Source organism: Pedobacter sp. L105 (assembly GCF_009765875.1).
Lineage (GTDB): Bacteria > Bacteroidota > Bacteroidia > Sphingobacteriales > Sphingobacteriaceae > Pedobacter.
Window position 1 is genome coordinate 415,587 of the sequence record NZ_LMUP01000004.1, and the last position, 22,450, is coordinate 438,036.

18 protein-coding genes and 1 riboswitch are annotated in these 22,450 nt (G+C 39.6%); of the genes, 6 read left to right on the forward strand and 12 right to left on the reverse strand.

Annotation, left to right across the window (positions count from 1 at the left end):
- Positions 1-7 precede the first annotated feature (7 nt).
- The 4 genes from GSQ84_RS06915 to GSQ84_RS06930 all read right to left on the reverse strand — a co-directional run bounded on the left by GSQ84_RS06915 (position 8) and on the right by GSQ84_RS06930 (position 4,584).
- Positions 8-2,293 (reverse strand): TonB-dependent receptor, encoded by a 2,286-nt coding sequence (locus tag GSQ84_RS06915; RefSeq protein ID WP_158796524.1) that lies wholly within the window; start codon positions 2,291-2,293, stop codon positions 8-10.
- On the reverse strand, positions 2,290-3,099 hold the full coding sequence (locus GSQ84_RS06920; protein WP_158796525.1) for an NAD+ synthetase: 810 nt from the start codon (positions 3,097-3,099) through the stop codon (positions 2,290-2,292). Before GSQ84_RS06920 ends, GSQ84_RS06915 begins: the two co-directional genes overlap by 4 nt.
- A gap of 104 nt (positions 3,100-3,203) precedes the next feature.
- Positions 3,204-3,402, reverse strand: a riboswitch (cobalamin riboswitch).
- A gap of 121 nt (positions 3,403-3,523) precedes the next feature.
- On the reverse strand, positions 3,524-3,733 hold the full coding sequence (locus tag GSQ84_RS06925) for a hypothetical protein (protein ID WP_158796526.1): 210 nt from the start codon (positions 3,731-3,733) through the stop codon (positions 3,524-3,526).
- 8 nt (positions 3,734-3,741) lie between these two features.
- A complete protein-coding gene (locus GSQ84_RS06930) occupies positions 3,742-4,584 on the reverse strand; it encodes an Rpn family recombination-promoting nuclease/putative transposase (RefSeq protein ID WP_158796527.1) in 843 nt (280 codons plus the stop codon).
- Positions 4,585-4,860: 276 nt separating this feature from the next.
- Here GSQ84_RS06930 and rimP point away from each other — a divergent pair, with 276 nt between their 5' ends.
- The 3 genes from rimP to infB all read left to right on the forward strand — a co-directional run bounded on the left by rimP (position 4,861) and on the right by infB (position 9,782).
- Positions 4,861-5,325, forward strand: a complete 465-nt coding sequence (gene rimP / locus GSQ84_RS06935) for a ribosome assembly cofactor RimP (protein WP_158796528.1) — start codon at positions 4,861-4,863, stop codon at positions 5,323-5,325.
- A 3-nt stretch (positions 5,326-5,328) separates the two neighbouring features.
- Positions 5,329-6,564 (forward strand): transcription termination factor NusA, encoded by a 1,236-nt coding sequence (nusA, locus tag GSQ84_RS06940; protein WP_090555589.1) that lies wholly within the window; start codon positions 5,329-5,331, stop codon positions 6,562-6,564.
- Between the two features lie 152 nt (positions 6,565-6,716).
- Positions 6,717-9,782, forward strand: coding sequence for a translation initiation factor IF-2 (infB, locus tag GSQ84_RS06945; protein WP_158796529.1), 3,066 nt, complete (start codon positions 6,717-6,719; stop codon positions 9,780-9,782).
- A gap of 73 nt (positions 9,783-9,855) precedes the next feature.
- Here the strand turns inward: infB and GSQ84_RS06950 are convergent, their stop codons facing one another.
- Positions 9,856-10,764: a glycosyltransferase gene (locus tag GSQ84_RS06950; protein ID WP_158796530.1), complete on the reverse strand. Its 909-nt coding sequence runs from the start codon at positions 10,762-10,764 to the stop codon at positions 9,856-9,858.
- Between the two features lie 146 nt (positions 10,765-10,910).
- Between GSQ84_RS06950 and GSQ84_RS06955 the strand changes: the two genes are divergently transcribed.
- Positions 10,911-11,924: a glycosyltransferase gene (locus GSQ84_RS06955; protein WP_158796531.1), complete on the forward strand. Its 1,014-nt coding sequence runs from the start codon at positions 10,911-10,913 to the stop codon at positions 11,922-11,924.
- Positions 11,925-11,968: 44 nt separating this feature from the next.
- On the opposite strand, the gene GSQ84_RS06960 is transcribed toward GSQ84_RS06955, so the two are convergent.
- Both GSQ84_RS06960 and GSQ84_RS06965 read right to left on the reverse strand, forming a co-directional pair.
- On the reverse strand, positions 11,969-12,958 hold the full coding sequence (locus GSQ84_RS06960; protein ID WP_158796532.1) for a glycosyltransferase family A protein: 990 nt from the start codon (positions 12,956-12,958) through the stop codon (positions 11,969-11,971).
- Positions 12,959-13,113: 155 nt separating this feature from the next.
- Positions 13,114-13,956: a glycosyltransferase family 2 protein gene (locus tag GSQ84_RS06965; RefSeq protein WP_158796533.1), complete on the reverse strand. Its 843-nt coding sequence runs from the start codon at positions 13,954-13,956 to the stop codon at positions 13,114-13,116.
- Positions 13,957-14,135: 179 nt separating this feature from the next.
- On the opposite strand from GSQ84_RS06965, the gene GSQ84_RS06970 reads away from it, so the two are divergent.
- The gene (locus GSQ84_RS06970) at positions 14,136-15,368 is read left to right on the forward strand and encodes a glycosyltransferase family 4 protein (protein ID WP_158796534.1); all 1,233 of its coding nucleotides are present in this window, start codon (positions 14,136-14,138) and stop codon (positions 15,366-15,368) included.
- Positions 15,369-15,378: 10 nt separating this feature from the next.
- Here the strand turns inward: GSQ84_RS06970 and GSQ84_RS06975 are convergent, their stop codons facing one another.
- The 3 genes from GSQ84_RS06975 to GSQ84_RS06985 all read right to left on the reverse strand — a co-directional run bounded on the left by GSQ84_RS06975 (position 15,379) and on the right by GSQ84_RS06985 (position 19,248).
- On the reverse strand, positions 15,379-16,401 hold the full coding sequence (locus GSQ84_RS06975) for a glycosyltransferase family 1 protein (RefSeq protein ID WP_158796535.1): 1,023 nt from the start codon (positions 16,399-16,401) through the stop codon (positions 15,379-15,381).
- Positions 16,402-16,467: 66 nt separating this feature from the next.
- Entirely contained in the window at positions 16,468-18,288 is a 1,821-nt protein-coding gene (locus GSQ84_RS06980) for an ABC transporter ATP-binding protein (RefSeq protein WP_158796536.1), read from the reverse strand.
- A 57-nt stretch (positions 18,289-18,345) separates the two neighbouring features.
- Entirely contained in the window at positions 18,346-19,248 is a 903-nt protein-coding gene (locus GSQ84_RS06985; RefSeq protein ID WP_158796537.1) for a glycosyltransferase, read from the reverse strand.
- Between the two features lie 176 nt (positions 19,249-19,424).
- Here GSQ84_RS06985 and meaB point away from each other — a divergent pair, with 176 nt between their 5' ends.
- On the forward strand, positions 19,425-20,321 hold the full coding sequence (gene meaB, locus GSQ84_RS06990; RefSeq protein WP_158796538.1) for a methylmalonyl Co-A mutase-associated GTPase MeaB: 897 nt from the start codon (positions 19,425-19,427) through the stop codon (positions 20,319-20,321).
- A gap of 1 nt (position 20,322) precedes the next feature.
- Here the strand turns inward: meaB and GSQ84_RS06995 are convergent, their stop codons facing one another.
- Both GSQ84_RS06995 and GSQ84_RS07000 read right to left on the reverse strand, forming a co-directional pair.
- On the reverse strand, positions 20,323-20,982 hold the full coding sequence (locus GSQ84_RS06995) for a glycosyltransferase family 32 protein (RefSeq protein WP_158796539.1): 660 nt from the start codon (positions 20,980-20,982) through the stop codon (positions 20,323-20,325).
- A 5-nt stretch (positions 20,983-20,987) separates the two neighbouring features.
- Positions 20,988-22,283 carry an aminopeptidase P family protein gene (locus GSQ84_RS07000; RefSeq protein WP_158796540.1) on the reverse strand — a complete coding sequence of 432 codons (1,296 nt, stop codon included), beginning with the start codon at positions 22,281-22,283 and terminating at the stop codon, positions 20,988-20,990.
- Between the last annotated feature and the right edge of the window lie 167 nt (positions 22,284-22,450).

Below are 22,450 nucleotides of genomic sequence, written 5' to 3' on the forward strand. Positions count from 1 at the left end.
CTGATCATCAGAAAAAAACCGTGACCTTAAGTTTCGCAAAAAATGGAACTCCCGGGGTGTAACTTACCTGGTCAACCGGGGCTGTTTCCCCCTTTAGCTGCGATACATATTCAAACTGCGATTCATCCCATTTACGGTCCAGTAGATTTTCTACTGAAACCCCAAATTCATATCTTTTTTGTGTGTAATTTACAGAAAGATCGGTAATGAAGTATCCCCTTGCCGTTAAACTGTAATCGCTGTTGGCAGCCCTGTCGTGAAGGTACCTGTAACTGATGCCGCCATTTATTCCATTTTTAAACCTGAAGTCTAATCCGGCAGTACTGGTGAGCGTGGGTGCTAGTTCTACATAATTATGCCCTTTTGCACTATCCAGGTATTTAGGTTTAGCAGGATTGATATTCAAGTTTGCAAACAACCATTTGGTAAGCTGGTAACGGGCGGAAAAATCGATTCCTTCCCTAACTGTTCTGCCGCTTGGCCTTACAGGTCCTGCTGGCTGGTCTACCAGGTCTTGCCCAAAGACAAACTCCTGCTGAAGATATAAATACCAGACAGTGGCATTGATAAAAAGATCGGGAATTGGTTTCCAGTTTAGCCCCAGGTCAGATCCATAAGCTGAGGGTAAATCCTGAACACCCTGGTTGGCGATGACTACCCTGGCATCATTAGAATGTAAGCCTTTACCTGCTTTGAAATACAGTTGAAATTGATTGTTAAAGGTATATTCTACATTGACTTTCGGACTGATAGCAACCTTGTGCGCATTTGGGCTGGCGTTATTAAAAAGCGAGGAAGCAATGGTATCTGTAGCGGGTACCATATTCTGGTAGTTGAAATGGAAATAATCGAACCTTACGCCGGCATTAAACAGCCATTTGCCATTACGTATTGTTTCGTCAAAATACCCGTCCACATTGAGTTCTTTAGCGCGCCCATATTGAAGGTAATCCAAAAACTGCCCGTTTTCAGTATGGTCCAGTTCAATAGGAGAAATATTGTCGTAACGGAAATTAGCGCCAGCCGTAGAGGTAAAAGTGGTGTTGTTAACTATGGTAGTTTTTGAGATCTTACCATTATAACCGCCCATATCCCTTCTTTCCCGTTGGCGGAACTCATCACCGGTTGCAGGAAAATAGTAGTTAAAAGTGAAATTGCTTAGCAGGTTAAAATAGTAATGAGAGTACCACAATTGATTTTCCAGGGTCCAGTTATTTCCGAGGTCAGTGATGAGTTTAAGGCTCGCATTTGTTCTGGCTGTATGGCCGCCTTGCGCACTATCTATTACTCCAAAACGGTTTGCGATATAACCTTCTGAAACTGCCCTGTCGGGGATTTCACCGGACGCACGCCAATCTGATTTTAAGGTCGATACGATAGCTGTTAGTTTGCTGTCAGAACCTATTTTGGTGTTAAATTTACCAAATACGTTGTAGCGAGTGAAATGCTCAGCGAGCGAGAAAGGGCCGCCGTCTGAAAATAAACTCTCGCCAGCTATATAGGCACTCTGACCTTTTTCTTTTGCCTTTTCACTCAGCAGGTTGATCATTGCCACCGCACGGTAGGTATTGAATTGTCCTACTTCAACTTTTACCATATCCTGGCTAAGTACGTTTTTCGTATTATAGGATACATAACCTGCAGTGGTAAAATCTCCTTTATCGGTATAATAGGGACCTTTGCCGAAATCATAGTTCGCTACCGTTTCGGGAATAAGAAAATGCATATCTGCATAGCCCTGTCCGTGTGCGTGGGTAACCATATTCACGGGCATACCATCTACAGTAATATTTACATCAGTACCATGATCTGCGTCGAAACCACGCAGAAATATCTGCTCTGCTTTTCCTCCGCCCATATGCTGCGCAATGAACAAGCCCGGCACCAATCGCAGCAGGTCTTGTGCCGACTTAACCGGCTGCATATTTAAATCAAGGCTGGTTAAGGTTTTATAGGTGTCGAAAGTAGTACTGCTATTGGTGATATTGACATCTTTAAGGGAAATCATTCCCCTGGCCAGCGTGATCAGCATAAGTTTTCCATGTTCAGCTTTTACCATCTTTGGCTGATAGCCGATATAGGAGACAGCTATGCTATCCCCTTTAAAAGTCTCTAAAACGAAATTTCCGTTTTTATCTGTACCTGCTTTGCTGTGTGTTTTGATGTCGGTTATTACGGCAGATTCAATAGGTTCACGGGTCAGTGTATCCAGTACTTTTCCTTTAATCTTTTGCTGGGCGAATAATACATTTACGGCTGACAATAAAAGGATCAGGAGTAACAATTTTTTCATATGACTTCTGCTTTAACACTGCGCCTATAACGAATGTACAGGTCAAGGTAGAGCGACATGATGATGGCGATAAAACTTAAGCCTACTATATTATTTTGCAAAGTATTTAATTCTAATTTAGGGTAAAAATAACTGATCACTTTATAAATGGGTAAAGCAAAACACATGATGGTAATCAGTACGTTGAGTTTAAACCGGTGTGTTTGTATTTTCTTCTGATCGAAGGTTTTTAATAATTTGCTGAGTAAAAAGGAGTCGCAGGTGCCGGTCATGATCAATCCTACTGAAAATACAACTCCGCCTAATACGGCATACATCAGTTGGTTTGAAGCCGAAACAGCATAACCAAAGGCGGCAATTTGGGAGGAAGTATCAAAAATAAATCCGAAGATGATACCTGTTAGAATCACCGTAAAAGGATTTAGATGTGTATTGAAGTATTTCGGCAGTAACATCTTCCTGAAACTGGTGACCTTTACCTGCTTTTTTTGGGTTAATGAGATGAAATTTGAAATCCCTATCATTAGTAACATGACCAGGGGAAGCCACTCTACCAAAATATCCAACCAGACAGGCATATTAAATTTACTTTTAAGGATGCTCAATGAAAGTGCAATGACAATGACCATCGCCCCATGTCCAAGAGCAAACAGCGTACCTACCCAGCGCGACCAGAGGCTCTTTTTTTCATGAAGGCGGTAGGTGTAACCATCGATTACAGTGATGTGGTCGGGATCAAGGCCATGTCGTAACCCGAGTACCAGCAGAATGATAAAACCTGTCAGATTTTGTTGAAATATATCCATTTTTTTAATTATTGTAAATAATTATCCAAAGAAACAGGGGGCCACATCAAGATGGAACGAGTAAAACAAAACCAGTTACGTCCTATAGCCTTTCTCCCGAAAGCATTTGGATTATGTTGTCTGGCAGGTCTTCTGACTCGTTCTGCTTTAACGCCTTCCCATCTGCTTAAGCAGACAGTGGCAAAGAATGTTAAAGTATGGATAGAACTTACAGCAGCGGGAACTGTTCTGGACTTTCACCAGATTCCCTTTTAATCTTAACTGCACCTGAATGCAGTAAAAACCAAATAACGCAGTAAACCTAATTAAATTTATTGAATTGATTAAAGTAGCTGTGTGATTTTTCTGTTGGAATTTTTCCAAAGGACAATCAACCGTTTTTTGGTGGTAACGGTTGATGTAATGTTATGTCCCAGAATAATGGCTACAGCTGGATAGTTTCTATTTCAGTAATTGTAAGCTTAGTGAATTCCGATATTTGATCAATAGGGAAATTCGCTAGTTTCATCCTAATAGCAATATCTAGGGCTTTATTATGTTCTCCTTTTTGAATCCCTCTTGTTTCTGCTTTCTCCTCTGCAAAAGCCATTACATTTTCATAATCCCATTTTGCTTTTATACCTGAATCGTACATTGCTTTAATTATAATGTTTCTATTTCAGTGACAGTTAGATTAGTGACTTCCGATATCTTGTCAATCGGGAAGTTCAACTGTTTCAATTTAAGAGCTACTTCTTGCTTTCCTTTTTTTTCTGCTTTCTTTTCTGCAAAGGCCATTACATTTTCATAATCCCATTTTGCTTTTATATCTGAATCGTACATTGCTTTCTCCTTTTTAGTTAAATTACTTATTTCGGCGATTTTAAATACTTTCTGAAAAATCCGTTTGTTCAGGACAGCCGGTATTTTTTCCAATTGATTCATATGTTTTAACAGGTAGAACCAGCGGTCAAGATCCGTTTCCAATTCTTCTTCTGTCTTTACAAAATTAGCCAATTCTAAAAATTTATAACTTAATTTAGGATAAAAAATTTCTCCTGTATCAATATTGGTTATGGCTGCATTGTGCAGGTGACGAAGAGGTAAACGACGATCAAAATTGAATTCCAATATCGCAATCAGATAGACTTCATTCAACTCGTAGTTCGAGTGTTCTTTCCCTTTGTTAAATTGTTCGTTGATTAATCTTGAGGTATAAAACACGGCCCGGTCTTTAAAATTCTGCTGTTCCCCTCTTTGCATTTCTATAATGAATTTCTCCCCGTTTTCCCCTGTGCAGAGCATGTCAAACACTGCCTTCTTTAAATCCTTATTATCCCCGGAATGTTCTGTCGGGCTGTAGATCAGGTTAGTGATTACTTTCTCTCCCTTGAATAGTTCATTCAAAAAATTAATAAGGATATCCTTATTTGGTTCATTCCCAAATAAATGCTTAAACCCAAAATCACTGAGCGGATCAATAAAGCGGCTGGCCAACTGTTTCATTGTTTATTTAAAATCAAACACAAATATAAAAGATTAATATAATATCTTAAAAATTAATATTTGAACGTTTTTATAGCTTTTTGTCACCTGTAGAATTTTTTTATTTTTTTTCTAAATTTCATTATAGATTTTTTAAATTAGATACAGCATTCCACCCTACGGATTTAGATAAGGCATTTGTTTTTATTTTTGAAATAAAATTCTTACATTTGCGCTGTTATAGAGGAGCGAGAGGGGACAGGAGTCCCCTCTTTTCTTTTATCCACAAATTGGTTTATGCAAGTAGAGAAGAGAGTCATAGAGTTAGTAGAGGAAAAAATTTCGGACAGACCGGAGTTATTTTTGGTTGAGGTAAAGATGTTGCCAAACCACAAGCTTATCATTCATGTGGACGGCGATGAAGGAATTAGTATACAGGACTGCGCTGCGATCAGCAGACATGTTGGTTTTCATCTCGAAGAAGAGAACACGATAGAAAAGGCTTATAACCTGGAGGTTTCTTCTCCTGGTGTAGGTGAGCCCTTAAAGCTAAAAAGACAATATCAAAAGAATATTGGACGAGACCTGAGTGTAAAGCTGGCTGGTGGAGAGATTAAAGAAGGCAAGCTATTGGCTGTGGATGAAAAATCCATTACTATAGAAGCTAAAGTAAAAGAAAAAGGTAAAAAAGCACAGCTGGTTGAAACTGGTGTTGACTTTGATAATATAATAGAAACAAAGGTTTTAATTTCATTTAAATAAAAAATGAGCAATATTAATTTAATCGATTCATTTCAAGAATTTAAAGAATTCAAGAACATCGACCGTCCTACGGTGATCAGTGTGCTGGAAGAGGTATTTCGCAGTATGCTGCGTAAAAAATATGGTACTGATGAGAATTGTGATGTAATTGTTAACCCTGACAATGGTGATTTAGAGATCTGGCGCACAAGAAAAGTAATGGAAGACGGCTTTTCTGAGGATGATGACCTGGAGATTGAACTGGCAGAGGTGAAACAGTTAGATGCAGATATGGAAGTTGGCGACGACTACATTGAGCAGATTACTTTAGAGAGCTTTGGAAGAAGGGCTATTTTAGCCGCTCGTCAAACACTGGTATCTAAAGTACTGGAGTTAGAGAAAGATGAAATCTTTAAGAAATATAAAGACAGAGTTGGAGAGATCGTAACAGGTGAAGTTTATCAGGTTTGGAAAAAAGAAACACTGGTACTGGATGATGAAGGCAATGAGTTAATGATGCCTAAAACTGAACAGATACCGGCAGATTATTTCAAAAAAGGTGATACTGTACGTGCGGTGATCTTAAAGGTGGATATGATGAATAGTACACCAAAGATCATTATTTCGAGGATCGCACCTGAGTTCTTACAGCGCTTGTTTGAAATCGAAGTTCCTGAGATCTTTGATGGTTTGATTACCATTAAAAAGATTGTTCGTGAACCAGGAGAACGTGCTAAAGTTGCAGTAGAATCTTATGATGACAGAATTGATCCGGTAGGTGCCTGTGTTGGTATGAAAGGATCCCGTATTCACGGTATCGTAAGAGAGCTGAAAAATGAGAACATTGACGTTATCAATTTTACCAATAATATATCATTGTATATCACCAGGGCTTTAAGTCCTGCTAAGATCACTTCCATAAAACTGGATGATGTAACTAAACATGCTTCGGTTTACCTGAAGCCTGATCAGGTTTCCTTGGCTATTGGCCGTGGAGGACATAACATTAAACTGGCTGGTAAATTAACGGGATATGAGATTGATGTTTACCGTGAAGCAGGTGAAGAAGATGAGGATGTGGATATCGAAGAATTCTCGGATGAAATCGATAGCTGGATCATTGACGAATTGAAAGCGATTGGTTGTGATACGGCAAGAAGTGTACTGGCTTTATCAGTAGATGAATTAGTAAAAAGAACTGACCTGGAAGAAGAGACAATTAAAGAAGTCATCAGTATTCTGCAGTCAGAATTTGAGTAAACGTTGACTTGGTCAATTAAAAAGCAAATACATACGGATAAAGATTGGGTCAGCCGACCCAATCTTTATACCGATAAAAAACAATTTGTACTAATGAAAAAACAAGAATAAACGTTACTTTTGTATAAGAATTAAGAAAAAATAGGAGATCAATGTCAGACGACAAACCAATAATTTTATTCAAAGCAGTTAAGGAACTTAACGTAGGAATAGCTACGGCCGTTGAGTTTTTAGAAAAGAAAGGCTTTTCTGTTGAGAATAAACCCACTACTAAACTCTCCAGAGATATGTATAATGCATTATTGAAGGAGTTTCAGGGTGATAAAATCGTAAAGGAAGAAGCCAATCAAATTGTCATTGGTAAAATTCGTCGTGATGAGCCGGAAGTAACTGAAAAAGTTGCTGAAGCACCTAGAAAAAATGTTGAATTTGAAAACGAAGGTATTTTAATCAAAAACCTTCATTCTTATACTCCTCCTCCTGTTGAGAAACCGAAGGAAGAAGTGCCTGCACAGCCTAAAGTTGAAGCTGAAGCAGAGAAGGAGCCGGAAAAGGCTGACGAAGGAACATTAAAGGGTGTTAAAATCGTAGGGAAAATAAACCTTGACGATCTGAACTCAAAACACCGCCCTGCTAAAAAAGAAGAACTTCCTGTAGAACCTGTGAAAACTGAAGCACCCGTAAACGTGGCCGCTCCGGTTATTCCTGCAGAAAAACCCGCAGAAGTTATTCCGGAGGCACCTAAAGCTGTTCAGGAAGAAGTTAAACCGGTTGAGAAACCTGTGGAAGCTCCTGCTGAAGTTAAAGCTGAGGTCGCTCAACCAGCGGAAGAAGTAAAAGTAGAAGAAAAACCTAAACCTGTGGAGTCACCAGTTGTTAAAGCAGAACCGGTTAAAGATATAGTAACACCAAAAGCTGATAAACCCGACGAAGTTGAGGTGATCAAAGCACGTTCGGTGAAACTTTCCGGACCAAACATTATTGGTAAAATTGTCTTGCCGACAACGCCTGAGCGTAAATCACAACCTGTTGCCTCATCGGCTGACAGTAATGATGCGAAAAGGAAACGTAAGCGTAAAAAAGCGCCTGGTGCACCAGGACAACATCAGCCGTCAACGGGAGGCCATCAGGCACCTGCAGGACAACAAGCTGGTCATCCTGCTGCGGCAGCCCCTGCAAGACCTGCCGGAGCACCGACATTTACCAACAGACCTGATTTCAGGAACAATACAAACAATACAGCCAACAGGCCTAACTTTAGAAACAGCAAACCAGGCGCGCCTGGAGGTCCTAAAGAAGAACCTACGGAAAAAGAAATACAAGATCAGATCAAAGCTACGCTTGCACGTTTAAGCGGAGCCGGTAAGTCTGGTAAGTTTGCACAACGCGCAAAACTGCGCCGTGGCAAACGTGATGATGTAGCCCTTTCAGCTGAAGAAGCTGCAATGGAACTGGAATCACAATCCAAAGTGTTAAAAGTAACAGAGTTTGTTACGGCAAATGAACTGGCGAGCATGATGGATGTACCGGTTACCAAAATTATTGGTACCTGTATGAGTCTGGGTATGTTCGTATCGATCAATCAGCGTTTAGATGCTGAAACGTTAACGATCGTTGCTGATGAGTTTGGTTACGAAATACAATTCGTTAAACCGGATGATGAAAGTGACAGTATCATTGAAGAAGCAGATGAGCCGGAAGATTTAGTGCCAAGAGCACCGGTAGTTACGATCATGGGTCACGTGGATCATGGTAAGACCTCATTGCTGGATTATATCAGAAAAGCAAATGTGGTAGCTGGTGAAGCCGGGGGTATTACCCAGCATATTGGTGCCTATATGGTAACCACGGCAACAGGTAAAAAAGTAACCTTCCTGGATACACCAGGTCACGAAGCCTTTACTGCAATGCGTGCACGTGGTGCGAAAGTTGCAGATATTGCGATTATCGTTATTGCGGCAGACGATGCAGTGATGCCTCAAACTAAGGAAGCAATCAGCCATGCGCAGGCAGCCGGAGTTCCTTTGGTATTTGCCTTCACAAAAATTGATAAACCAGGAGCAAATTCTGATAAGATCCGTGAGCAATTATCGATCATGAATATCCTTGTTGAAGATTGGGGTGGTAAATTCCAGTCACAGGAAATTTCGGGTAAAAGCGGATTAAACGTAGATGTGCTGTTAGATAAAGTATTATTAGAGGCTGAACTGTTAGAATTAACAGCTAACCCTAACAAACGTGCTACAGGTAGTGTAATTGAAGCTACTTTAGATAAAGGCCGCGGTATTGTAACTACAGTACTGGTACAGGCTGGTACTTTAAAAGTAGGTGATCCGATATTAGCTGGTAGTTATAGCGGTCGTGTTAAAGCATTGTTTAACGAACGCGGTCAGAAAGTAGACCAGGCAGGCCCATCGGTACCGGTACAGGTATTGGGTATGCAGGGTGCGCCTACTGCTGGTGATAAGTTCAATGCTGTAGAGAATGAGTCTGAAGCGAGAGAGATTGCAAATAAACGTTTACAATTGATGCGTGAGCAGGGCTTAAGGACGCAGAAACATATTACACTGGATGAGATTGGCCGTCGTTTAGCGATAGGTAACTTTAAAGAGCTGAACCTGATTGTTAAGGGTGACGTGGATGGATCAATTGAAGCCTTAGCGGATTCATTACTGAAACTGTCAACTGAAGAGATCCAGATCAATATCATTAGCAAAGCGGTAGGTCAGATCTCAGAATCTGATGTATTGTTAGCTTCTGCTTCTGATGCGATCATCATTGGTTTCCAGGTTCGTCCATCTTCAGGTGCAAGAAAACTTGCTGAAGCTGAGCAAATCGATATCCGTTTGTATTCTATCATCTATGATGCGATCAATGAGATCAAAGCTGCGATGGAAGGTATGCTTGCTCCAGAATTCCAGGAGAAAATTACTGCCAACGTGGAGATCAGAGATACGTTTAAAATCACTAAAGTGGGTACCATTGCAGGTTGTATGGTATTGGACGGAACGATTACACGTAATAGCAAGATCCGTATTGTAAGAGATGGAGTTGTAGTTTACACTGGTGAACTGGCTTCATTGAAACGTTATAAAGATGACGTTAAAGAGGTAGCAAGAGGTTACGAGTGTGGTCTGAACATCCACAATTTCAATAACATTGAAGTAGGTGACATCGTTGAAGCTTACGAACAAGTAGAAGTAAAAAGGAAGCTGTAATTAGCTATTCAAATATAACCCTGCTCATGAATCTGTAAACAGAAGAATGAGCGGGGTTTTTTTATGCCTGTTATTATTTAATATTTCTCCATACTGCACTCAGCAGAATTTTATAATACAACGATTTTGCAGTCAGCGGATGCTTGAATAACAGATCTATTTCTTTCTTAAATTCCGGGGGCAGGCTGTTTTTAATGGGATAGTAATTTCTGAACTGCATCTTAAAAGCAGCGTGATAATCTTTTTTTGAGACTAGATTGCGCTCATAAAGTGAATTGATGATCTTTAGCGCTTCTAAAAAATTGAGGCCACTTTTAAAAGCTTTTCCGCTTATATCCTTATCGTGTTTCCGGAAGTAATTAAGCACCCTGCCACTGATATGTACCTTACCCAGATTGGCTAATTCTATCCAGAATATCCAGTCACCACTTAACTTGTAGTTTTTAAATTCTTTTGTGATTTTTGGAAATAGGTCCCGCTTCCATAATACCATGCTGGCATTAAAAATGGTGTTGTTCATGAGCATGTATTGCTTAATAAAAGCACTGCCTTCCATTAGTTCAGAAAGATAGGGGTGCTGTGATACCCAGCTGATCACATTTGTTTCGTAAACACAATAAGACTGGCAATAACTGATTACACAATTTTGATCTTTTTCTATCCCAGTTACAAGTTCTTCAAGCAGGTTCTTCTCGCTCCAATCATCACTTTCTGCAATCCAGATGAATTCTCCATTGGCTACCTCAATTCCTTTCTCCCATTGTTTGAATGTACTTCCACTATTTTCATCATTATATATAATATGAGTGATTTTTGGGTGTCCTCTATACGTATCGATAACTTTTGTGCTATCGTCTTTAGAGTTGTCATCCAATATAATCAATTCGAAATCCTGGTAAGATTGTGATAAAATGCTATCGATACGTTGTGTCAGATAAACAGCATGGTTATAATTTGGCAGGATGACGGATACTTTGGGCATCAACGTTGATGTTTAGTTAATGAATGTTAATGTGGCCATATTTATAATATAATGGCGATATTTGATCAAATATAAACAAAAGTAAAGCTGCTCTGCTCCTTATTTTTGAACTTATCCTATATCGTGCTATTTTTAAATTGTTGTGTATGCCCTTAGCTTATAAAGTTGATTATTCAATAATAATCTGTACTTATAACCCTGATGAGAAAGTTTTCTCCCGATGTTTAGATGCCATTTCTACACTTGACAGTACTGCATTACAGCTGGAAATCATTCTCGTAGATAATAACAGTACAATAGCTATAACTGAACTGAAATATGTCAGGGATTTTTTAAGCAGGGTTCCGGAAACAAAACTTCTCTTAGTTAAAGAACAGGGGCTCAACTATGCGAGGATGGCCGGTATAGAGGAGTCTGCCGGGGAATGTATCGTTTTTTTTGATGATGACAATGTTCCTGATCGTAATTATATTCAGGTGCTGGCCGGGCTCAATAAGAATTATCCTAACGTTGGGGCCTGGGGGCCTGGTTCTGTCGATGTAAATTTTATTGGTGGGATCGATCCATCACTCGAGACTTATGCTCTTACAGCATTTCAGGATCGGCATGAAAGGGCCATTACTTATTCCAATCAACGCTTATGGCAGCCTTGTTATCCTTATGGTACCGGATTAAGTATTCAAAAGGTTTATTTAGAGGAATACCTGTCACTTGCAAAGCAGAATAAATTTTCTTTAACTGGCAGAAAGGGTGAACAAACGAGTAGTGGTGAGGATACACAAATGATTCTTTTTTGTATAAGTAAGGGGGCTGCGGCCGGTGTTGCCCCTGATTTGAAGATAATTCATGTTGTACCTGCCAAACGTACAACTTTCGACTATCTGAAAAGATGGACATATGGAACAACTGTTTGTTACAGTACTTGTGTTGCAGAGGTTTTTCCGGAGTATATTTTGGAGTTGGAAAAAAAACGCGTTAGTGAGAGGAGTTTTGTCATTAAAACGCTTAGACGATATATATTGCTTTTTTTTGCGGGCAATCCTAAAAAAACATTTCGCTTAGTAAGCTATATTGGAATGGTTTCCGGTGATTATAAAGTCTTAAATCTGCAGGAGCCTTTTTTGGTAAAGTGGGTATTGAAAAAGCTAAAGGCTATTTAATCTTTTTTTATGTTAATGCTATTCTGCCAGGGTTCATAGTTCAATTAAAGTCTCAGACTGGTACGCGATTTATCTTCGTATAATTTCCTGATTTTTCCCATGATAGAATCTGTTTTCGGTTGAACACCGGATAAAAAGATAAGAATATCCTTCTGCTTTTCTTTATATTGAAATGGGTTTAGTACCGTTGCATTGAGGTAAGCTGTAAAGCGCATCCATATGCTGGCAAACTTATTTTTCTTGCACTTTGCAATGAGCTTGTTAGCCAGATAATATTTATCGAGTACCTGGTTGCTGTCTGCAAAACCCTTAAAAAGGGCTCTTGTATACTCTTTAGTTAATCTCGCTGATGGCATAAAGTGCTGGAAAATAAGATCCTCACTATAATAAAGGCTGTATCCCTGTAATATTAAACGCTGGCAATATTCGGCATCCTCTCCGGCTGTCAGGGACTTTTCAAAGCGTCCGGTTAAAAATGAGGGAAAGTTCTTGTAGGTGTCTTTGTAAAGGGCTGTACGGGATCCCAATCCTGCGCCCCATAAATGTCCCCTGGCTGTTACGTCGCCGGTGGTGGGACCTTGTTTCCCTGTGGCATAACCTTCTTCAAAATCTTTAAACCAGTGGGGTAGTTTACCTGATTCTGCCACGGCAATTCCTGTTCCGCCTGCGGCACCAATATTCGGGTTGTTTTCCAGGATAGCCTGCATTTTTTCTGCATACTGAGGGCTTAGCCAGTTATCATCGTCACAGATGATAAAATATTCATAAGAAGCTATGGAAACCCCTAATTCCAGCGCATTGATCTTTCCTGGCCTCGCTTCTGTGGCGATCACAAAGCGGGCTTTATTTAAGTCGTATTTCTTCCACTCCTTTATGGCAACTGCAGCAGAATTATCAGTAGACGCATTATCAACAATGATGATTTCCATCATTTGCTGTTGAATGGCCGACTGCATTGCAAGATGTTTAATTGTTTCAGGTAGTCTCAATGCCCCATTATAAGTACAAACAATTATAGAAATCCCTTTATTCATTATAACCATGTTTATTTCCGGCATTAATCCGGAACATTTACAAGATGAACCCCAATCAGATAAGCAGGTTGCAAATATATTAATTTAATTTATTTTGTATTCCTAGTTAACGTATTTGTATAGAAAAGATTATATTTTTACATTTTATTGTGTGTTTAATTTTTGTCTTCTTCTTCCGGGACAGTCATTTTCGGAAGAAACAGCAATATTCCTTTGATCAGTGCTTTAAGTACTTTCCAGGCTACCGAATGTTTTTTGATGAAAAGCAGCTGTTTCACTCTCCGGTCCTGAAATTGTGAAATTTGGGTATAGTCTTCAACAAATGCCGGGAAGTACTTTTGAAGGGAAATTCTCCTTTCCTGGTACATGACTTCGTAGTTAACTGCATTTGACGATAGTCCCGTACCATCATAAATTGTAGTTAATAGCGGTAAATGTTTGTAAGGAACATTCTGCTTACAAATGGCATAGATGAAAAACTCCCAGTCAGACGCTATTTTGAATTTTTCATTGTAATAAAACAGCTCATCAAATAGCTTTCTTTTGATAAAACTGGCCTGGTGTGATAAATTAGCAGCGAAGAAAAAATTGAAGGTTAGCTGCTCCGGGAACACTACCTTTTTTTTCTGCTTTAGTTCTTCAAAAATAATATCCCCATAATATATGCCATAACTTCCATCAATCATGCCAATTACCTTTTCAATCACATCTTTACCCGCCAGATAATCACCACTATTCAGAAACAGTAAATAATCGCCGGTTGACAAACTAATCCCCTTATTCATCGCATTATAAATGCCACTGTCAGGTTCACTTACCCATTTTGTAAATTGATCACTGTGAAGTGCTAATAATTCTTTACTTCCATCGGTACTATTTCCATCCACAACTATAAATTCAAAGTTTGTAGACGACTGTTCAAAAACGCTGTTTATTGTTTTCTGTAAACCTGTTTTATTGTTATAATTTATAGTAATTATCGAAACTTTGTCATTCATAACTTATTATTAGGGACATTTAGCTTTTATTACCTGAATAATGCCCAAGGTAAGGCTATTTTAAGTTAATTTTTGTTAAATCACGATTATTGGGATGGAGATGACAATTGTCATGACCCAATGCGTATTATTGTAGGTCAATTTTTTTGGATAAAATGGTGAGTAAAAAAAGGGTCGCAATGATTGTTCAGCGATATGGTTTGGAGGTAAACGGCGGGGCCGAGTACCATTGCAGAATACTGGCAGAAAAGCTGACCCCCTTATTTGAAATCGAAATTCTGACCTCCTGCGCTAAAAGCCATTCTACCTGGGCTAACGAATATCCGGAGGGGGAAACCCTGGTTAATGACATTACAGTAAGGAGGTTTCCTGCACTTCAGGAAAGGGACCAGCGTGAAATTCGCCGCCTGAGCAAAAAATTAGGTAAAAGGTCTGCCTGGCATAAAATATTGAGATTTTTTGGTTTGCTGGAAAAAGTAGACCAGCAATTGAGCCCCGCTGATCTGGAAAAGGAAAGTTATGCCCTGGCCAAAGCACAGGGGCCCTTTGTTCCCGGTCTGATTAATTACCTGGAGCAACATCAGGAAGAATACACCGCACTTATTTTTTTTACTTATTTATATTTTCCCACGTTATACGGGTTAAGGGTAGCTCCTGAAAAATCGATACTCATCCCTACGGCACATGATGAATCTGCAATCTATCTGCCTGGATTTAGAAGTTTTTTTAAATTGCCTAAGGTGATCCTGTACAATACCAAAGCTGAAAAGAATTTTGTTAATCAATTATTCGATAACGGTGATATTTATACTGACATCGCTGGTGTAGGCATTGAGCGGTACCATCCTGAAAAGGAATATCAATCCAGTGATATTTTGAAATCTGAGGCACCTTATTTTATTTATATCGGAAGAATTGACAAGGGCAAGGGATGTCAAATGATGATTGATTATTTTTTAAAGTATAAAAAATTGACAGGTCATCAGGTAAAATTGGTACTGGTTGGGAAAGCATTCATGAATGTTCCTGAAAACGATGCGATCATCAGTCTGGGTTTTGTAAGCGAAGACATTAAACAGGCTCTTTTAAAAGATGCTATCGCATTGATCATCCCTTCTCTTTTTGAAAGCTTATCTCTCGTTACTTTGGAAAGCATGCTTGAAGGAATTCCTGTTGTGGCCAATGGCCATTCTGCGGTTCTTAAAGACCATATTGAAGAAAGTATGGGTGGGTTTACCTTTGAGGATTTTTCGGGCTTCAGGCTGGCATTGGATGCGCTAATAGAAAATAAAACCGACCTGGTATCGCTAAAAAGAAATGCAGAAAGATATGTAACTGATAAATATAACTGGAATGTGGTGCTCCGGAAGTTTACACAGGCTGTAAATTATATTACGTCACAAAAGAAATGATGAATGTCCTTTATTTGGTGAGGGTTTCTTTGTACACTTTCCAGTAAGCCGCTGCACTGGTTTCCCAGTTAAACTGGCTCGCATGTTTAATAATGTCTGCTGCTGGTTGTTTTTGCTGGTAATCGTTCATTCCATCGCGAAATACTTTCTGCATGTGTTCAGGATCATAATTATCGAAATAATAGGCAGCAGTTCCGCCAATTTCAGGTAAAGATGTAGTCCTGGATAAAAAAGTTGGTTTCCCAAATCTCATAGCCTCTATAGGAGGAATACCGAAACCTTCGGCCAGGGATGGAAATAAAAAGGCTTCGCAATTTTTAAAATACCATGCTTTATCCTGATCAGAAACAGGTCCTGTGACTTTTACCCGGCTGGTTACGTTATATTTCTGCGCTTCGTCCATGATCTTCTGCTGATAGGCAGGATCTATCCTTCCCGAGATAATTAATTCCATATCATTGTTCACCAGGAGAGGAATTAAAACATGAAAGTTTTTTTTAGCATTTACTGTACCTAATGCAAAAAGAAAAGGTGCGGAAGGCTGGTAGGAAGGTTTAAGGTCTTTTAACACAGGTACATCGGCACAGCCATTATAGATCACTGTGATAGGCTTTCCATCGGTATGAAGGTATTTAAGAATATCGTTTTTTGTAAAGTTGGATATCGCAACAATATGATCGGCCCTGTCAATATTCCGCTGGTGCTTTTGCAAATAGTTCTTTTGCTTCCAGGCGGGTTTTTCTTCGTATAGAAAATTAAGATCGTGGATAGTGAGTACTTTCTTTATTTTATCGCTTTTAGGAACGTATACTGAGGTTTGATGCGTGATATGCCAGAGATCGACCTTACTGTAATTGGGAAAGATAAACTTATGGAGTACCTTCCTGACCAGGAACTCACTGGCAGGATCAAAATATTGCTGGTCACCGTCGCGGAGATAGTACTTGATATGGTCGTGCAGCGCCGCAGAGTCCTTTAATGCAAGGCCCAGGTGATGACAGTATTCGAATAAACCGGTGTGAGGATATTTCATCCGTTCACAGTCAAAAGCGATGTTCATGAGCCTGTTGTCTTGAAATTTATCGTAACGGAAACTATTTTAATCTGCAAACGACTGCATATCAATTAATCTTCTGTACAGGCCATTTTTAGCCATTAGTTCTATATGGCTTCCTGTTTCGGCAATTTCACCTTTTTCAATAACTACAATGGTATCCGCATGCTGAATAGTGCTTAAACGGTGGGCAATTACAATAGAGGTCCTGTTTTGCATCAGTTTATTCAGGGCGTCCTGAACCAGTTTTTCTGATTCCGTATCCAATGCTGAGGTGGCTTCATCCAGCAGCATAATCGGTGGGTTTGCCAGTACCGCCCTGGCGATGCAGATCCTCTGGCGCTGTCCACCGGAAAGCCTGTTTCCTCTGTCGCCTACAAAAGTCTGATAGCCATTGGCAGATTGCAGGATGAATTCATGCGCATTGGCAATTTTAGCCGCTGCAACCACTTCTTCTTCTGAAGCTTCAGGTTTTGCAAAGGCTATATTATTAAATATCGTATCGTTGAAAAGGAAGGACTCCTGGTTTACAGTACCCATTTTTTCCCGAATACTTTCAACGGTAAGATCTCTGTAATCCACTCCGTCTATTTTTATCACACCACTTTTTGGATCATGAAACCGGGGTATTAAATCCATAAATGTACTTTTTCCACCTCCGGAAGGGCCTACCAGCGCTATAGTTTTTCCTTTTGGAACCACTAAATTAAGATGGCTCAATACCTCTTTGTCTCCGTAGCTAAATGATACATTTTCAAAAACGAGTGATTCGTTGAATGCTGTTACTGGCTTTGCGTCCGGTTTATTCACCATCTCGGGTTTGGTATCAATCAGCGCCAGCACCCTTTCGCCTGCTGCAATACCAGAATGGATACCACTAAAAGAGTCACTGATAGCTTTTACGGGCTGCATTACCTGTGAAAAGATAGCGATGTAAGTAATAAAATCTGAAGCGGAAAATTCTTTACTGCCGCTGATTACTAATCCACCTCCATAAAGCACAATGATCACTACCACTAAGATTCCTAGTGCCTGGGAAACGGGAGAGGCCAATTGCTGCCTCCTTGCCATTTTCCTGTTTAAATTGGAATAAAAACGGTTCTCTGCATCAAATTTTTCTTTTATCCTGTTAGTAGAGTTAAAGGCTTTGATAATTTTAACCCCGCTCAACGCTTCATCTAAAAATCCAATCATCTTCGCAAAAGACTCGTGTGCTGCTGTTGCCTGCTGTTTCAATCTTTTAACAATTTTGCTGATGATAAACCCTGAAACAGGGATAATCAACAGGGAAAACAAGGTGAGTTTTAAAGAAATACTGAAGAGTACAAATACATAAAAGATTAGCTGAACAGGTTCTTTAAACACCACCTGCAGGGTATTCGTTACTGTAAATTGTACCACCTGAACATCAGAAGATACCTTGGATATAATATCTCCTTTACGCTCGTTGTTGAAAAAACCAAGGTGAAGGTCCATCACATTGCTAAATACTGTTTTGCGGAGATTGAGTAAGGTGTGTACCCTTAAATCTTCCATAAAACGCTGTGATAGATACCTGAAGAAATTAGATAGTAATACGGAGGAGAGAATAACTGCGCACACAATTCTTAATGCACCTAATTTTCCTACGTCGGCAATGGTAAGGGCGATGTAGTTTTTAAACTGACCATAAAGATCTAATTTGCCAACAACAGCCAATGTCTCTGTAGATGGTTTACCGGTAGAAAAAAGTGTACTCAGTAAAGGGGATAACAGTGCAAAGTTAAATGTATTGAAAAATATAGCTAGTAAGGTTGCCAGTATATAAGGTATAGCAAACTTTTCTATAGGTTTTGCAAAGGAAAGTAATCGGAAATAAGTCTTCATGAAAATGAGAAAATTTAGCGAAGGTACAAATTTTGTACTGGTATAGCAGTCAAGCGCTTATTTTAACAACTTATAGTTTTTATATTCCCCTATTCTCCATCCCGTGATCATTTCAATCCGGTGTAACATCATCCTTCTTGGAGAGAGGTCTACCTTATTGGGATTATGTTTAAACACCCAGTCCTGCTTCTTAATCGTTTGCTGCATAGTTGCCGGATGCGGTTCATTAAAAGGGGCCAGGATATCAGCTACAGTTTCAAAATCGAAGGTATCATAAGCGGCGAAACGCTCTGCTGTTTTTTCTTCAGACTGGTAATAATTGCTGAAGCGTTTGGCTTTTCCCAGCAAAAGATCGGGATTTCTGCAATAAGAATAATGAAATATACGGGCATTCAGTAATTTCACACGGAGCTTCCTGCTGTTGGTTTCGTTCTGGTAGTCGGTTAATGAGGGATAACTCCTAAATCCCTGCGAATCTTTATAAGAATAATAGGTGGGGTCGTTTCTAATGATCCTGATTTCCCGTCGGTGCCATTTTCGGGTAGTACCAATATGTTTGTAGTCGCCAATAAAGTGGATGAAATTGAAAAGAAAACCTTCTACTTTTTTGTCTTCCAGGTTATCTTCCATGGCTTTTTTTATTTCAGCAAGGTCATTTTCATGGAAAACCTCGTCCGACTGGATATGAAATGCCCAGTCGCCTGTTACAGCTTTTAGCCCAATGTTAGCTTGCTGCGCAAAAACTTTCCCTCCTTTAATCAGTTCATCATCCCATTCGGTATCTATAATCCTTATTTTGTCAGACCCAATAGCTACGATGGCCTCACGGGTTCCGTCGTCTGATTTGCCAACTACAGCTATAAACTCATCGCATATAGGAAGTATAGATTTAATAGACTCAATCACGGGATATCCGTACTTGAAACTATTCCGCATATAAGTGAAGCCGCTTACTTTCATGGGTATGTATTTTTTTATCGTTTATGAAGCTTGCATCAGCTTGTTCATCATTTTTTGTAAGCTGTAAGCTAATGCAGGTTTCATCAGTGTATATTGTTTTTATAAAGATCTATGAATAAATTTATTTTGCCGGAGCATATATATTCTGGTTCTTTGCAACAAAGATAGATTTATCAATGAATACCATACCGCAATTTTTATCTGAAATAAAAAAGGGTGATTATCTTTCTCTGGCCAGGGCTTTAACATTAGTTGAAAATGAATTGCCGGGCAGTATCGAATTACTGAACACGATAGAAATTGATCAGTATATCCCTGTTATCGGTATAACCGGCCCACCTGGAGCAGGGAAAAGTACACTGGTGAATGCCATGATTGAACAGCTGAGCCGGCAGGATAAAAAGATTGCTGTTCTGGCGGTAGATCCAACCTCTCCTTTTAACCTGGGTTCTTTACTGGGCGATAGGGTGCGGATGGCTGCGCATTTTAATAAACCAAATGTATTTATCCGTTCTGTTGCTGCACGTGGTTCTGTAGGCGGCCTTTCTGCTAAAATTATAGAGATGACCGATGTATTAAAAGGCGGGGCATTCGATTATATCTTTGTAGAAACTGTTGGGGTAGGGCAATCGGAAATTGAAATTGCAGGCCTGGCAGATCTTACCCTTATTGTTTTGGTTCCCGAAGCCGGGGATGAGATCCAGCATATCAAATCTGGTTTGATGGAAATCGGAGATGCTTTTATAGTGAATAAGAGCGACCGTGAAGGGGCTGATACTTTCGCTAATCAATTAAAAAAAATGCTTCATCAGCGTACTCACAGTGTGCCGGTATTTAAAACTACTGCGGATAAACAGGAGGGGATAACAGAATTAATGCATTGGCTTAGCCTTTCCGGGAAACAGAAAAACGAAAAAAAACTATTTCTTTATGCAGAGAAAGCCTTCAGACTGATACAAAATAACAGGATGAAAGACATTTCTAAAAAAGACTTGCAGCAAAAACTGGCTGAGGCTTATGAGCAGAATGATTTTAATTTGTACCGTTTTATAACAGCATATACCCGGCAGTAATTTAAACCAATGGCTTAAGTACAGGCGTAGTCAGTTGTTTCTTTTTCCAGTGATCACCTTTTTGATAAAGAAAGAACTTCCCTAGTTTATATTTCACTTTCAAAAATCCATTGTAATCTGTACCCAATACGCGGTGAGGAATGTCAGGATTGTTTTTTAGACAGTTATTGATGGCTTCTGTATAAGCAAAAGGGCCTGTCATGCTGTGTACATCATGAGGATACTTATTCTGGCGGATATTTTCCATGACCAGCTGCATTGTTTTTTCCAGGAAAGGATGGCCGGGACTGTAGATCAATGCCCATTGTGCAAATAGTGAAGGATCTCCTTCATGGGTAATGATAGCAGTATCATCCGGCCGGATAAAATCATCAAGACTTCCGTTAATACCACTGTCAATATCTACATAAATCCCTCCCTTTTTATAGAGTACTGCATAGCGGAAGAAATCTGCTTTGGCAGCACCAATATTTAATCTTTTATATAAGGATAGGATTTCTTTGCCAAATTCTTCCAGAAGAAAACGGTCGATCCTTTCGTCGTCATAAAATTCATAAGCATAATCGGGGCTCTTTTTTCTGAAGCCTGCAATGTGCCAGCGGGTAATAAAAGGAAGACTGGAAGTCTTAAAGGTCTGGTGTATGATTTTTGGTATGGACATCAGGATTAAGCTTTAGTATTCATGATTTCTTCAATTTCTTCGGCTTCAATAGGGACAGTTGCCATCAGATCGATATTGCCATTTTCGGTAAGCAGGATGTCGTTCTCCAGCCTGATGCCAAATCCTTCTTCAGGAATATATATCCCCGGTTCGCAGGTGAGTACATTTCCTTCGCTAAAGGGCGTATAACGATTGGCAAAATCGTGCACATCCAGGCCTAAATGATGACTGATTCCGTGCATAAAATATTTTCTATACAGGGGGAAAGCAGGGGTTTGTTGTTTCACCTGATCGGTAGTTAATAGTCCCAGTCTGATCAGTTGTTCCGTTACGATCTCGCCTACGCGCAGGTTGTAATCTTTCACGGAAGTGCCGGGTAACATCAGTTTTTTCGCTTCCTTCATGATGGATAAAACTGCGTTGTATACTTCTTTTTGTCTGGTGCTAAACCTGCCGTTAACAGGGATGGTGCGTGACAAATCGGCGTTGTAATTTGCATATTCGGCGCCGAAATCCATCAGGATCAGGTCGCCTTCTTTACACGCTTGATTGTTGCTGCTGTAGTGAAGAATGTTGGCATTTACACCCGAAGCTATAATGGGCGGATAGGCATGTCCTGTAGCCCGCTGCCTGATAAATTCATGAATAATTTCTGCTTCAATTTCATATTCCGCTACCTCAGGGCGGGTAAACCGGAGCACGCGTATAAAGGCATCTTTGGTAATGTCACATGCCTTTTGAATGAGTTTAATCTCCTCCGGCGACTTACAATCGCGGAGCTGACGCATCAAAGGTGCGGCCCTTTCGTAGTGATGTAAAGGATATTTTGTCCGCATTTGCTCAATAAAGCGGATATTACGGTCAGCAATACTATAGGTGGATGTAACATTTTCATTGATATTCAGATATATATGTTCTGAATACTGGATGATACTGTTCAAAATGCCGTCAAAATCTTCCAGCCACTGAACATTCTGTATACCAGAGGCTTCCTGCGCCATTAATTTGGTGTATTTATGCCCTTCCCACACTTTTATATGCTCATTTGTCTGTCTTAAAAAAAGGACTTCCTGATACAAAGGATTAGGACAATCGGGGTAAATCAACAAAATTGTTCGCTCCTGATCGATGCCAGAGAGGTAAAACAGGTCGGCATTCTGCTTAAAAGGGAAGTCCTGATCACCACTTTTAGGAAATTCATCATTGGATTGAAAGATAGCTAAAGAGTTGTTCTTTAGGAGTTTCCGGAACTTAATTCTGTTTTCAACGAACAATCTGTTTTCTATATCCTGGTACTTCATGTAATGATTGACTATATTGGCAAATAAAGTCAATAATATCGAAATCTTAAAATGTGTTAAATTTGGAACGGAGTTTGTATAGCTGTTGTGAGAATTAAAATTTTGTTTAATTTTGCTACACAAAAAAATTATACAGTTTAAATTTGTTTAACCTTAAAAAAGAAAAA

What these genes read in the sequence shown, in the direction of transcription:
- GSQ84_RS06960 (WP_158796532.1), bottom strand. Translation starts at nt 12,958, where the DNA reads ATGAATAAAGGGATTTCTATAATTGTTTGTACTTATAATGGGGCATTG.
- GSQ84_RS06995 (WP_158796539.1), bottom strand. Translation starts at nt 20,982, where the DNA reads ATGTCCATACCAAAAATCATACACCAGACCTTTAAGACTTCCAGTCTT.
- GSQ84_RS06920 (WP_158796525.1), bottom strand. Translation starts at nt 3,099, where the DNA reads ATGGATATATTTCAACAAAATCTGACAGGTTTTATCATTCTGCTGGTA.
- GSQ84_RS06955 (WP_158796531.1), top strand. Translation starts at nt 10,911, where the DNA reads ATGCCCTTAGCTTATAAAGTTGATTATTCAATAATAATCTGTACTTAT.
- GSQ84_RS06975 (WP_158796535.1), bottom strand. Translation starts at nt 16,401, where the DNA reads ATGAAATATCCTCACACCGGTTTATTCGAATACTGTCATCACCTGGGC.
- GSQ84_RS06930 (WP_158796527.1), bottom strand. Translation starts at nt 4,584, where the DNA reads ATGAAACAGTTGGCCAGCCGCTTTATTGATCCGCTCAGTGATTTTGGG.
- nusA (WP_090555589.1), top strand. Translation starts at nt 5,329, where the DNA reads ATGAGCAATATTAATTTAATCGATTCATTTCAAGAATTTAAAGAATTC.
- GSQ84_RS06970 (WP_158796534.1), top strand. Translation starts at nt 14,136, where the DNA reads ATGATTGTTCAGCGATATGGTTTGGAGGTAAACGGCGGGGCCGAGTAC.
- GSQ84_RS06980 (WP_158796536.1), bottom strand. Translation starts at nt 18,288, where the DNA reads ATGAAGACTTATTTCCGATTACTTTCCTTTGCAAAACCTATAGAAAAG.
- meaB (WP_158796538.1), top strand. Translation starts at nt 19,425, where the DNA reads ATGAATACCATACCGCAATTTTTATCTGAAATAAAAAAGGGTGATTAT.
- GSQ84_RS06950 (WP_158796530.1), bottom strand. Translation starts at nt 10,764, where the DNA reads ATGCCCAAAGTATCCGTCATCCTGCCAAATTATAACCATGCTGTTTAT.
- GSQ84_RS07000 (WP_158796540.1), bottom strand. Translation starts at nt 22,283, where the DNA reads ATGAAGTACCAGGATATAGAAAACAGATTGTTCGTTGAAAACAGAATT.
- infB (WP_158796529.1), top strand. Translation starts at nt 6,717, where the DNA reads ATGTCAGACGACAAACCAATAATTTTATTCAAAGCAGTTAAGGAACTT.
- GSQ84_RS06915 (WP_158796524.1), bottom strand. Translation starts at nt 2,293, where the DNA reads ATGAAAAAATTGTTACTCCTGATCCTTTTATTGTCAGCCGTAAATGTA.
- GSQ84_RS06985 (WP_158796537.1), bottom strand. Translation starts at nt 19,248, where the DNA reads ATGAAAGTAAGCGGCTTCACTTATATGCGGAATAGTTTCAAGTACGGA.
- rimP (WP_158796528.1), top strand. Translation starts at nt 4,861, where the DNA reads ATGCAAGTAGAGAAGAGAGTCATAGAGTTAGTAGAGGAAAAAATTTCG.
- GSQ84_RS06925 (WP_158796526.1), bottom strand. Translation starts at nt 3,733, where the DNA reads ATGTACGATTCAGGTATAAAAGCAAAATGGGATTATGAAAATGTAATG.
- GSQ84_RS06965 (WP_158796533.1), bottom strand. Translation starts at nt 13,956, where the DNA reads ATGAATGACAAAGTTTCGATAATTACTATAAATTATAACAATAAAACA.